The organism is Alteromonas sp. LOR (genome assembly GCF_000753865.1).
In the GTDB taxonomy this organism is placed as follows: domain Bacteria; phylum Pseudomonadota; class Gammaproteobacteria; order Enterobacterales; family Alteromonadaceae; genus Alteromonas.
This window is the reverse complement of record NZ_JQFW01000043.1, coordinates 1-12,386: the sequence shown is the minus strand read 5'-3', so window position 1 is coordinate 12,386 and position 12,386 is coordinate 1. Positions and strand designations below refer to the sequence as shown.

The 12,386-nt window shown below is 43.4% G+C and carries 13 protein-coding genes; 8 read left to right on the top strand and 5 right to left on the bottom strand.

The window, feature by feature from the left end:
* Positions 1-148: 148 nt before the first annotated feature.
* The 3 genes from JV36_RS0113515 to mpl are packed head-to-tail and all read right to left on the bottom strand — an operon-like array spanning position 149 to position 2,958.
* On the bottom strand, positions 149-958 hold the full coding sequence (locus JV36_RS0113515; RefSeq protein WP_032097061.1) for a S1/P1 nuclease: 810 nt from the start codon (positions 956-958) through the stop codon (positions 149-151).
* Positions 959-960: 2 nt separating this feature from the next.
* The gene (locus JV36_RS0113510; protein ID WP_032097062.1) at positions 961-1,593 is read right to left on the bottom strand and encodes a flavin prenyltransferase UbiX; all 633 of its coding nucleotides are present in this window, start codon (positions 1,591-1,593) and stop codon (positions 961-963) included.
* A gap of 12 nt (positions 1,594-1,605) precedes the next feature.
* Positions 1,606-2,958, bottom strand: a complete 1,353-nt coding sequence (mpl, locus tag JV36_RS0113505; protein WP_032097063.1) for a UDP-N-acetylmuramate:L-alanyl-gamma-D-glutamyl-meso-diaminopimelate ligase — start codon at positions 2,956-2,958, stop codon at positions 1,606-1,608.
* A 395-nt stretch (positions 2,959-3,353) separates the two neighbouring features.
* Here mpl and JV36_RS0113500 point away from each other — a divergent pair, with 395 nt between their 5' ends.
* The 3 genes from JV36_RS0113500 (at position 3,354) to JV36_RS0113490 (ending at position 5,555) form a co-directional block, all read left to right on the top strand.
* Complete coding sequence (locus tag JV36_RS0113500; protein ID WP_032097064.1) at positions 3,354-4,328, top strand: class 1 fructose-bisphosphatase; 975 nt, start codon at positions 3,354-3,356, stop codon at positions 4,326-4,328.
* Between the two features lie 138 nt (positions 4,329-4,466).
* Positions 4,467-4,997 (top strand): inorganic diphosphatase, encoded by a 531-nt coding sequence (gene ppa, locus JV36_RS0113495; RefSeq protein ID WP_032097065.1) that lies wholly within the window; start codon positions 4,467-4,469, stop codon positions 4,995-4,997.
* Positions 4,998-5,069: 72 nt separating this feature from the next.
* Positions 5,070-5,555, top strand: coding sequence for a DUF3299 domain-containing protein (locus JV36_RS0113490; protein ID WP_032097066.1), 486 nt, complete (start codon positions 5,070-5,072; stop codon positions 5,553-5,555).
* 92 nt (positions 5,556-5,647) lie between these two features.
* Here the strand turns inward: JV36_RS0113490 and JV36_RS0113485 are convergent, their stop codons facing one another.
* Together JV36_RS0113485 and JV36_RS0113480 are read right to left on the bottom strand one after the other, a co-directional pair.
* A complete protein-coding gene (locus tag JV36_RS0113485) occupies positions 5,648-6,346 on the bottom strand; it encodes a 2OG-Fe(II) oxygenase family protein (protein WP_032097067.1) in 699 nt (232 codons plus the stop codon).
* A gap of 21 nt (positions 6,347-6,367) precedes the next feature.
* Entirely contained in the window at positions 6,368-6,787 is a 420-nt protein-coding gene (locus JV36_RS0113480; RefSeq protein ID WP_032097068.1) for an acyl-CoA thioesterase, read from the bottom strand.
* 350 nt (positions 6,788-7,137) lie between these two features.
* Between JV36_RS0113480 and JV36_RS19995 the strand changes: the two genes are divergently transcribed.
* The 5 genes from JV36_RS19995 to JV36_RS0113460 all read left to right on the top strand — a co-directional run bounded on the left by JV36_RS19995 (position 7,138) and on the right by JV36_RS0113460 (position 12,150).
* Positions 7,138-7,272: a hypothetical protein gene (locus JV36_RS19995; RefSeq protein WP_268746592.1), complete on the top strand. Its 135-nt coding sequence runs from the start codon at positions 7,138-7,140 to the stop codon at positions 7,270-7,272.
* A 70-nt stretch (positions 7,273-7,342) separates the two neighbouring features.
* Positions 7,343-8,554, top strand: coding sequence for an HlyD family secretion protein (locus JV36_RS0113475; protein WP_032097069.1), 1,212 nt, complete (start codon positions 7,343-7,345; stop codon positions 8,552-8,554).
* A gap of 28 nt (positions 8,555-8,582) precedes the next feature.
* Positions 8,583-9,275 carry an ABC transporter ATP-binding protein gene (locus JV36_RS0113470; RefSeq protein WP_032097070.1) on the top strand — a complete coding sequence of 231 codons (693 nt, stop codon included), beginning with the start codon at positions 8,583-8,585 and terminating at the stop codon, positions 9,273-9,275.
* Positions 9,268-11,637 carry an ABC transporter permease gene (locus JV36_RS0113465; RefSeq protein ID WP_032097071.1) on the top strand — a complete coding sequence of 790 codons (2,370 nt, stop codon included), beginning with the start codon at positions 9,268-9,270 and terminating at the stop codon, positions 11,635-11,637. Before JV36_RS0113470 ends, JV36_RS0113465 begins: the two co-directional genes overlap by 8 nt.
* Positions 11,638-11,646: 9 nt before the next feature.
* A complete protein-coding gene (locus tag JV36_RS0113460) occupies positions 11,647-12,150 on the top strand; it encodes a hypothetical protein (protein ID WP_032097072.1) in 504 nt (167 codons plus the stop codon).
* Positions 12,151-12,386: the final 236 nt, after the last annotated feature.

The following is a 12,386-nucleotide window of genomic DNA, read 5'->3' as shown; positions in this document are numbered from 1 at the left end:
ATGCTCATCGGATTTTTGCATCTATAAAAGATCGGTCAACCGATCGCTAAAATATTTCTTAACTGATCGGCATTAGGCCTAGGCCTCCGTTTTTATTTTGTATTGGTTCAGCTTATTCGATAGGGGCATCACGCCCTTCCGTTACTGATTATGTGTTTGCGTCTTCAAATACAGCGTTTAAATACATAGCAATGCGTATTCCCGCCATCTGCAGACGACGTTTAGCCGTTGGCAGGTGATTGTACAAGTAGTCGTAACTCATTTTATTGGCATCAATAGGATAAATTGTATCGCGAATACTAACGCTCTCTTCAATCCATACGTAGGGATCGGTTGTTGCCCAGTTGCGAATATCCTCTGCGGTAATTTGCTCAGTTAACCAAGCCGTCCACTCGGTGTAAGACAGCGCGCGCTGATCTAACATTTGTGAGTCCCACACGCGGTGCAGGTTAGAGTCTTGCCAGAAAAAGCGAACCTTTACATCGTTGCCACCGCGATCGGTGCCGTTGCCCGCATGAAGCGGCTGATGCAGGTCGCCAATAATGTGTACGATAAAACGAAGAGCCAGTCGTTTTTCATCATCACTCGCCGTTTCGCTTTTCAAGGTTTTAGTAAAATCGCTAAGTGCACTAAACGCGTCGCCTTGCTCTGGTGCACCTACTTCAACATAGCGTTTACCTTCAGGCACTGTCACATAGTGCCAAGGGTTAGCGGTTTTTTGCCAAAACTCACTGGGGTTTGAGCGCATTTCATCGGCATGGGTTGAGGCTTCGGCAAGGGAGCCATGGGGTAGTAAATCCATGAGTGCCGCTTGCGACAGCGGGCTTAAATACTGCTCGGCAATAGCGCCCGTTACTCGGTGACCCGTTTGACCCCAACCAAAAGCGGGTGAAGCAATGCACATTGTTATCAGTGTGCTTAATGCCACTGCGCAAGTCCTATTTGCAAATGCAAACATAGTTATTCCTCTGAATGTTTTGACGATTGGTAGCCCCACCGAGCAACCAATGATTGTTCTATACCTAAGTGGTCTAAAATTCGAGCCACGACAAAGTCTACCAGATCATCAATCGTTTTAGGATTGTGATAGAAACCGGGGGCTGCTGGCATAATTGTGGCACCCATTTGTGACAGTTTTAACATATTTTCTAGGTGAATGGAGGAAAGCGGCATTTCACGGGGGACTAAAATAAGTTGGCCTCGCTCTTTGAGTACTACGTCGGCTGCCCGCTCAATAAGATTATCACTCGCCCCAATGGAGATAGCCGATAAGGTGCCGGTAGAGCAAGGGCACACAACCATTTTAGCCGGCGCCGCCGAGCCCGAGGCAACCGGAGAGAACCACTCTTCTTTCCCGAATACCTTAATTTGGCCAGGTTTACCGCCGCAGTGCTCGGTAAAAAATGCCGCTGCATCTTCAGGGCGCGAAGGAATTTTTACATTTTCTTCGGTAGCGAACACCACTTTAGCCGCAGATGAGATAAGCACGTAAACTTGGTAGTCGGCGCTAACGAGTGATTGCAGCAATGTAAGTGCATAGGGTGCGCCAGACGCGCCGGTAATAGCAAGAGTGACTTGCTTGTCATGTTTCATGTGTTGGCCCTGTTATATTTTTTTACTAAGCGCATCTAATAAACGCCCGTGAATACCGTCGAAACCACCATTGCTCATAATGAGAATATGATCGCCTGGCAGTGCTACGGTAGCTAGGAGTTGAACGATCGGTTCTACCTCATTAAAACACTGTGAGGAAACGGGGCTTTGGGCCGCAGCTTTACTTAACGACCATCCCATTTCTTTGGGTTCGTATAAGTATACCTCGTCGGCTTGCTGCCACGAATTTGCTAGCGTGTCTTTGTGAATGCCCATTTTCATCGTGTTAGAGCGGGGTTCTAATACGGCATGAATTCGCGCATTGCCTACTTTATTGCGAAGCCCTTCAAGGGTGGTTGCTATGGCGGTAGGGTGGTGAGCAAAGTCATCATATACCGTGATGTTATTCACCACGCCCTTAACCTCCATTCTACGTTTTACATTTTTAAAATGGGCGAGGGCTGCAATTGCATCAGGTAGTGTTACGCCAGCATGGTGAGCAGCGGCAATTGCCATAAGGCCATTGTCCACATTGTGCTGACCGAGAAGCGACCATGTTACGGTACCTTTGGTGTCACCATTGTGGATAACATCAAATTGACTGCCGTCTTTATTTAGCAATTTACTCGACCATTCTTTACCTAAACACTGGCGAGACGACCAACAGCCTTGCGCTAAGGTTTCTTCAATAGCAGGGACGTCACTCGGTGAGAGAATTAAGCCATTTTCTGGCACCATTCTAATTAAGTGATGAAATTGAGTTTGTATGGCGGCCAAGTTAGGAAAGATATCTGCGTGATCAAACTCTAAATTATTAATGACCAGTGTTTTTGGGCGGTAATGTACAAACTTAGAACGTTTGTCGAAAAACGCGCTGTCGTATTCATCGGCTTCAATGACAAAGAATGGCCCATCGCCAATGCGTGCTGAGACGCCAAAGTTTTCAGGAACGCCACCAATAAGGTAGCCAGGGTTTAGCCCCGTATAGTCTAATATCCATGCCACCATACTGCTGGTGGTTGTTTTACCATGGGTGCCCGATAAGCCAATAACCCATCTATCTTTTAGCAGGTTATCTAACAGCCACTGAGGCCCGCTGGTATAGGCTAGGTTGCGGCTTAGCACATACTCTACGGCCGGGTTGCCGCGAGACAAGGCGTTGCCAATAATAACGATATCTGGCGTTGGCGAAAACTGACTTTCGTCAAACCCTTCGGTGAGTTCTATTCCCAAAGCCTCTAACTGGGTGCTCATGGGTGGATAAACATTGCTATCAGACCCTGTCACTTTGTGTCCAAGTGACTTAGCGATGGCTGCAATGCCGCCCATAAAACTTCCGCAGATACCCAAAATATGTACGTGCATAGCGCATTCTCATTCTTGTCATTTATGGGGTGTACTGTATCAGAACCTTAAAAGATTTGGATAATTCAACGTGAGAAAAACTCAGCTTAAGCGCTTTGATTAGCCACCGCTATCTCACGTTTACAGTCAACGTTGACCTTATTTACTGAACGCTCAGGTTGATAACGCTAAAACTGGTATGGTGTGTGAATGTTACTCTGATGGTATATAACCCTGTATGTCTGTTCTATTTCTAGGCGAACATGGTTACAATTGATGTACGGCACATTGCTAACGCGCCGCCTGTCGACACACTTGCAAAGGATTAACTGGCAAAGCAACGAGCGATAAGCCAGTGCGAAAACTGTGCGTCTTGTGACACCACACCCTACACTCGAAAAAAAGGCTTTTAATAAATGAAACGTTTAAACTCTCAATTGCAACAAGACGGTGCACCGCTTGAGCTAATATTGCTCATTCGTACGCTGCTAGCTGGTTGCAAAGAAATTTCTTTCCGTGTCAGTCAGGGCGCCCTTGCTGGCGTACTGGGTTCAACGCTCTCTGAAAACGTGCAGGGCGAGACGCAAAAGAAGCTCGATGTTATTTCTAATCATATTTTAAAAGATACGCTGAGAGAGTCGGGTTACGTTAAAGCGATTTCATCAGAAGAAGAAGACGATGTTGTTCCCTGCAATCCTGAGGGCAAATACTTAGTGAGTTTCGATCCGCTAGACGGCTCTTCAAATACTGAAATTAACAGCTTGATTGGTACCATTTTCTCTATTACTCATGCGCCTCAGTGGATGGAGCCTGATGACCCTTCGGCTTTTCTTCAGCCAGGTACACAGATGGTTGCAGCAGGTTACGTACTTTATGGTCCGTCAACTATGCTTGCACTCACTACAGGCCGTGGAACGCACATATACACGCTAGATAAAACCCACGGTGGCTTTCTGTTAACGCACCCTAATATTGAAGTACCGGCGCAAACCTCTGAGTTTTCCATTAACGCGTCTAACCAGCGTCATTGGGAACCTTCAATGCAGGCTTACATTGCCGACTTACTTGCTGGGAAAGAGGGGCCTCGCGAGAAAGATTACAACATGCGCTGGGTAGCTGCCATGGTTGGCGATATTCATCGTCTATTATGTCGTGGCGGTATTTTTATGTACCCGTTTGATAATCGCGACCCGTCAAAGCCAGGAAAACTGCGTTTGTTATATGAAGCAAACCCAATGGCGTTTTTGATGGAACAAGCGGGTGGTAAAGCTGAAACAGGTGAAGGCCGCATACTTGAAGTGATGCCGGAAGAGATTCACCAACGTGTACCTTGCATTATCGGCTCGAGTGAAGAAGTCGATATGTGCGTGAGTTACGCCAAAAAAGCCTAACTAATCACAAAATAGTTATTATGAGGCGGCAAAATTCAATAGTTTGATGCGACATCAGTCTTAAACCATTTTTATTTTGCCGCTGTCACCGTATACTTACGGGCAAAATTTCTAACCTATTATTGTAAGGACAATCGAATGAGCTTGAATGCTGTTCCTGCGGGCAAGAATTTGCCTGATGAAGTGAATGTAATTATCGAAATCCCAGCACACGCTGACCCAGTTAAGTATGAAGTAGATAAAGATACTGGTGCGTTGTATGTAGACCGCTTTATGGCGACATGCATGCATTACCCAACTAACTACGGTTACGTTAACAACACCTTGTCTGAAGACGGCGACCCGGTTGATGTATTAGTAATGACGCCTTTCCCACTACTTGCGGGTTCAGTGATTAAGTGTCGTCCTGTTGGCGTATTGAACATGACTGATGAGTCGGGCAAAGACGCTAAAGTTCTTGCTGTACCGGTAGACAAGCTATCTACTATTTACCGCGATGTTAAAGAATTGGCCGACGTACCTGCGTTGCTTCTTAAGCAAATTGAGCACTTCTTTGAGCACTACAAAGATTTAGAGCCTGGTAAATGGGTGAAAATTGAAGGTTGGGACGATGCTGCAGCTGCTAAAGCTGAGATTGTCTCAAGTGTTGAGCGTTTCAAAGCAGAATAATTCACCTTAGGTGAATGTAATGCTACAACGGGCTGGTTACGACCAGCCCGTTTTTGTTTATAAGAGAGGATTATGGCTACTGCAAAAGTAACATCATTATTTGCGTTAGTATCCTGCTTGATGCTTTTCGCTGTTTCAGCGCAAGCTCAAGAGGCGCCGGTAGAAGTGTATTGGGAAGACTTAGTTCCTCCTGGCTTCAACGAACTAGCGCCACCAGCGGTGCAGCACAACGGTGAGATGAGCCAAATACAGCCCGACGCGCCTGTGGTAAATACCTATGATGGTAAACGGGTTAAAATTCCGGGCTTTGTGGTTCCTCTTGAAGGCACGGCCGAACTCACCACTGAGTTTTTATTAGTGCCGTTTTTTGGCGCTTGTATCCACGTTCCGCCACCACCCTCTAATCAAATTGTGTATGTTAAATTTGAAGAAGGCATTGCTATCGACAATATTTACGATGCAATTTGGGTGACGGGTGAGCTGTCTACAGATGGTTGGAAGGGCGATATTGCTTCGGTGGGCTATCGTTTGAAAGGCGAGGCCGTCGAAGGGTTTTAACCCTTCGATATTGCCCAGCTTTTGCTATAGAACAAAAGCCGCGCTTAATAGCCTCGCATAAGAATCCTCACCTAGAAGTAGGGCCTTAGCCATTACCCTTGGGTGTAAATTTGCTCTGCACGGTTAAACAAAAGCCACGAGGTTAGAATATATTTATCATTACTCTTAGGTATTTGCCCGCGGTGAGTGTGGGTAAAATACGCTGGAGCAATAACCATTCTTCCTGCTTTTGGTTTTACTGAACGGTCTTGATAATAGAACTCAGTTTCGCCGCCCTCATCCACGTCGTTGAGATAATACATAAACAGCAATACTCGGTGTAGTGCATCGTTATGTTGAAGCTGTGGATACACTTCTGAGTGCCAGTAGGGGTAGCCCCCGTTGCCCGCAGTATAACGCTGGGCATTCACATCGCCTACCCGAAATAAGTAGTTCACTAAGTTCGCTAAGTTTGGCTTGCCTACTTCTTCAAAATTTTCCCCAGTAAGCTTTACGGGCTCGCCGGTTTTCGGGTGTTTTACAGTAAGCCCAATTGGGCCTACGAGTGCGTAATAGTATTTCTCAATATACGCCACCAACTGTTGACCCGTGTGCTGCATGACCTGCTTGAATAAATCTTGGAACTCATCGTTACGGCTAATCGACACATCAGTGCTGCGTTTTTTATCTAAATCAACGCCGCCACCAGTGCGACCTTGACTCAAGTTAGGACTGTTTTCAAAGCGGTCCATAAGCTGAGTACACAACTCTGGTGGCAATACATCATCAATTACTTCTATTAAATCGCTCATGGTGATTACTTACCCCGTGCCTTACTTATCTGAAATGTCTTTGAAGTGAGAATGAAGGGCTGCCTTTACCTCATCAGGAATAGGCGCTGAGCGCTGGGTTTTGTAATCAAAATGCACCATTGTAGTCACACCCGTTGAGCATAACTTGTCATCTTGCCACAGCTCCTGAAACACATCGAATGCACTGTTGCCCAATCGGCTGATAAAGGTTTTTACGGTTACTGGTTTGCCATAGAAAATCTGCGCCAAAAAATTCACTTTGTAGCTGGCCAAAATCAGCGGCCAATTTTGTAAATCTAACTCGGGGGTAAACATACGAAAAATGGGCTCACGAGCGGCTTCAAACCATGCCACTAAAGCCGTATTACTCACATGCTGCAGCGCATCAGTTTCACAAAAACGCACATCGAAAGATGTGACTAACGGAGTTTCATTGGTCATAGAGTACAGAGCTTATATTTTGTTTTTCACAACTCTAGCATTAAGTAGTGTGGTTTTCAGTAATGCTAGTTCTATTAGATGCTGGAAGGTCATAATTGTCGTATTTTTGCGTATTATTTTACCTGTTTTCAAAGGGGTCAACGGTGACAATTTAAAGTAAAACAGGAATGAGAATGAAGCGCTCAAAGCGTCCTGTTTTTATGCGCTCAGATTTTAAAGATACTTTCGATTATGACCAGGTAGGGAGGGAGAAGAGGTCATGCGCCGGTTACTTTGAGTTTTTTGTTCGTTATGCTAAGTTGGATTTTGCAGGTTAGGAACGCCAAAAAACGATAAAAAAGGAAGACAGCATGGAATCGGCAATCAAATCACACAGCAAAATGAATATCCGCTTTCTGAATGACCACTTCACCGTCATTAATCTATATATTCCTATTGATAGAGGTTTTCACCTAACAGTATCACCGGCGACAGTCGAAATATAAGAGTTGCCCACTAGTCCCTATCTTCATAATTCGATCGGGTATATTACTATAAAGTTAGGGAGACCTCTCAATGCAGGCTCACATCAAAACTAAACAGAGTTTACAAAAACCTTATTTGATATTGGTTTTCTTCGTTTTTTTACTCATTGCTGTGTTTATTGTTAGCTTTTATCAAAGCTCAAAGTCACAAACACGCTTTGAAACCTATGAAGTGAGGTTATCTCCGTCATCTTCCCTTTTGCGCGGAATAGGTAAAATTGTCTCGACTAATACTCAAGTAGTTGCCGCTAATGAAGATGGTTATGTTTCTGATATTTATGTCCATCAAGGACAAAGAGTGAAAAAAGGCGATAAGCTATTTTCCCTGACAAACCCACTTCTTACCAGAGAATATCGGGAGATTGAATCTCAGGCTCTAGAAACACGGGCAAACGTTGCCTTTAGAATTAGCCAATTGAAAATGGAAGAGTATAAGTTGCAATCTGATGTCTCTGCAGCCGACTCAATGTTGAAAAAGCAACAATTAGAATACGACGCTAATAGAACTCTTCACGAGGCAGGAATAGTTTCAAATATAAGGTATAAACAGCAGGAACTGACGCTAGCTCAAGCAAGGCTAAGTTTAGCAAGTGCCCGCAAGCAGCTGGAAATGTTTACCGAGAATAAGGCAGAGCAAGTTTCTGCACTTAACTTACAAAATGACGCGGCTTCTGAAAAGGTTGCTTACTTTAAAGAAAGAATAAATGAGTTAACTGTAAAAGCGGCAATATCAGGTCTTGTTAAAGATTTAAAGCTGAGTTCAGGGCAAGCAGTAAATATTGGGCAATCGTTAGCGTCAATTGTCGACGATGCATCTCTAGTCGCAGAAGTGAGAATTCCTCAGTACTTATCTCACAAAATTAGTCTAAATAGTGTTGCAGAGGTCATTAGTCCAGCGGGCAGGCTGGAGGGTAAAGTAGCTTTTATTGACTCAATAGTAAGGGAAGGTGCTGTTCAGGTAACCATTGATTTCAAGACCAAGACTAATGAGCAGTTCACGGTTGAGCAATCTATCGAGGCGGAGATTACATCATCTGACGTTGAAATGGTTGCCTCGGTCAGCAAACCGCCTAATTACAATGAACAAAAAGAGTGGACTGTTTTCAAAATTTTTGATGGTGAAATGGTAGCGACGGACGTACGAGTATCCCATGCTAGCAGCGATTCCCTCTTTCTATCTGGAAATTTAAAAGAAGGTGAAAATATAGCGCTTGTTCAAAATTCCTCGGGAATTGAAAACTAGCCGCTTGGTAGTAGTTACAAGGAAAAGTATGCCAGAACTAATTCAGTTTAAAAGTCTTGATTTCGTTTACCCTCATTCAACAGTACCCGCGTTAAGTGGGGTTAACATGACGATTTCAGAAGGTGACTATGTTGCAATTGTTGGTACCTCAGGTTCAGGGAAAAGCACTTTATTATCTATATTAGGTCTTATAAATGAGCCGACAAGCGGAAAATATCTATTGCTTGATACTAATGTGACCGACCTCACTCAACAGTCGGTGGCAAAACTAAAAAACGCCGAAATAGGCCTAATTTTTCAAAACTTCAACCTCCTTGGCCATCTTACTGTTTATCAAAACGTGTGCTTACCCCTGACATACAATGCTAGTGTCTCAAGAAAAGAGTATCGTGAAAAAGTAGTGAGTGTCTTAAAATTAGTCGGGATGGAGGATTATTTAAAGCGTTATCCTCGGGAGTTGTCGGGAGGACAACAACAGAGAATAGCCATCGCACGTGCCATGGTGAACGATCCTTCGCTAATTTTGGCCGACGAACCTACTGGAAACCTAGATACTTCAAACGCCGAGATCATATTTGACATTCTTGAGTCATTAAACAAAGCGGGGAAGACTATTTGCCTTATCACTCACGATATACAGTTTGCGAAAAGAGCAAAAGTCCAATACACCATTCAAGACGGGAAACTCACCCACGCAAAGAGCGATGTGGGCAATGCATAGTGTGTCTTACAAGCTGACCCTTGATCTCGCATCAAACTGGTGGCGTCAATTCTCTAAACAATGGACAAATTGGTTTGGAATTTGTTTACTTGGTCTGCCAATCGCTTTTTTTGCCCAAGTGCTCTCCATTATAAGCGCCTACGAAAATCCAAGCTTCGCAGCCATTAAACACCCTGAGAAAATTGTCCAAGTAAGTTATAAGACAGCGGATAACCAGTCAGCATTACCTTTTTATCTGGCGCAAGAATTAACCCGTCCTAATGCGGGTCCAGAGAACATAAAAGGCATTGCTTATCAAAAAAACGCATGGCTAAAAAGTGGCGGTGTTATCAAGCGTGACGTATATGCCAGTTTCTTCTCAGGGGGGTATGAGTATCTTGGTATTTCTCCATTGAAGGGAAGCCTTGAAAAACTGGAATTTCCAAATGCTAATGAACAAATTCACGTCGCGATCTCTTACTCCCTATGGCAAGCACTTGATAAAGGTGACGATATCATCGGTGAAACTCTGCAAATTGGGGCTGAATTGCTCATCATCAGTGCTGTTATGCCACAGGAGTTTATAGGTTTACGGCCTGGCTCAAAAACAGATTTACTCATTCCATATGCTTACATTGAACGATTGAATGTTGGAACATTTGATGGGGTCAGCCCAGATACCTACTCCTATTTACTAACAAGTTCAGCGAATCCAGTGGCCGCTGAAAGACTTGAAGCATACTTACAACAGCAAGCATTGTTCTTTGATGACGAAAAATTAGAGATTATTGACGCTTTTGGCATTTCAGCTTCTGAGTTCGTAGCCTTAAGTAGTCGTTTGGAGCGGTTGAAGTACCTCTTCTTAGTGCTTCTCATCTTTAGTGCAATTGCGTTTTTAAGTAACCTTTGTGACGATCTAGAAAGACGTCAAAATGAACATGAACTTAGAAAGATGATAGGGGCAAACAAGCAGCAGCTGTTCGCACAGCTTATGTTTGAACTCATCCTTACCTTGTCGGCGGTAGCCACAGCGTCAGCAGCTTTTTACTCAATGAGCCCTGCCTATTTCAACTTTGCGGTTCCAGAATTACAGACTGCTGTAAATAATAACTGGATCTCATTAATGCGTATCTTATCAGCCACGCTACTCCCCTTGTTTGGTATTGCCATCATACTTTTCTCATTACAGAGGAAGGTCTTCGCTTCATCGCTTGGCCGCGGCACAAGTATTTCCCTGGGGGTTAAGCTTCAAGCGTTCTTTTTGTTAGCCGTTATGATTTCAATAAGCTGTATAAGTATTACCAAAAGCGTTGACCTTTCTTTACAGCAGTATGCTTACTATCAAAAAGACAGAGGATTTGACGAAAGTGAGCTAGAGATAGTGACATTTGATATCCCTCGCTTTGGTGGCACCTTTTATACTAATGAGCTACCAGAGCTAGTCATACAAAATATTGAGCAAATAGAAGGTATAAAACACGCGGCTATCACAACAACACCATTTTTGAAAAATCAAAACGCGTATACCTCAATTTATACGCAAGACCTTCGACCGCTTGGAGGCAAGAATAATCCGGGCGTGTTAACGTCGTTAGTGTCCCCTAATTTTTTTGAAGTGGCAGGAATAGAGCTGATAAAGGGAAATACACTAACATGGGGGAATAGAAACCAAGCCGTCATCAGCGAGGCTTTGTATCATAAGTTTTTTGATGGGCAGACACTAAGCCAAATGAAATTGCTTATTGATACCAGCGATAATGATAAGCAAGTTATCGATGTGGTGGGTGTTGCAAACGATGTTCATTTAAACAGTATTGACGATATCGCAGAGCCTATCGTGTACCAAGTTTCTCCCACGTTATTAGGCGTAGAAAGTTTGCTGATACGCACTAAGCTGTCGTCTTTCCAAGTTGAAAAAGCGGTGGATACAGGGCTTAAAAATATAGATGCAAGGCTTAGTAATCCTACATCGAGCAATTTGGAAGCGCTAATCGACGAGCAAGAAGCCCCCCAAAGAGCGTTAATTACGACATCGTTATTAGTCACCGTTGTTTTGCTTTCAACAACGATCTTATTTTCATATAACAGCATCAATATTTTACTCATTAAATCTCAGAGAGAGATAGCGCTACGACTTTCCCTTGGCGCTATGGTGTTCGACATTGTTAAACGGGAAATGCTCACATACTTGATAGTTGGTTTTCCAGTTGCGCTGCTCACATTACTTTTTTCGATTTCAAGTCAAAAAGACATTTTACTTCAAGGCAGTGACGCAATCTTGCATTACGCGGGTGGATTCTCTGTTTTGTCCATCGTTGTTTTAGTTACATTTTTATTCGGCGTTCAGCGGACTAAGAAAGTCAGTTGGCAGGCACTTACCTAAGGATAAATAATGAAATACTTATTATATGGAATAGTTTTATATTGCGCTCTGTCATTAAATGCAGTGAAAGCAGTAGAAGTCACTGAAGTGCTCATTGAGCCAGAAAATTATAAGGCGACAGGGTTCGGAAATGTGACCCCTTTGACGTATTTAGTTAATCGAAAGGGTGAAACGGTTTTTAAGCAGAATAGCGTCGCTCGGGATTTGGCAAGACATTTTACTAACACAAAACCTATTGATTCATCCGACAATGATTTGGCGATGTTGTCGAAACAACTGCCTGACGATTATGATTTTTCTGATTACGATTACACATTATTTATAGTAAGAGCACAAAAAGATGAGCATTGTCCGCCATGTAAAAAGCAAAATATAATCAATGAAAAAGTCATGGGGCTACTGACTCAATATCGAGTGCATTACGTTAAGATTTTAAAAAAGCCCGCCGACAGTGTGACTGTCACTATAGTGTCTGAAGAAGAATACAACAGGCTGACAGGTGGAAGTAAATAATGTTTATACGCCATACGACTTTCTCTTAACGCTATGGTGTCCGACATTATTAAACGAGAAATGCTCGCCTACCTGATCGTAGGTTTACCGGTTTCTCTATTGACTTTGTTTTGTCTATCGTTGTTTTAGTTACATTTTTATTCGGCGTTCAGCGGACTAAGAAAGTCAGTTGGCAGGCACTTACCTAAGGATAAATAATGAAATACTTATTATATGGAATAGTTTTATATTGCGCT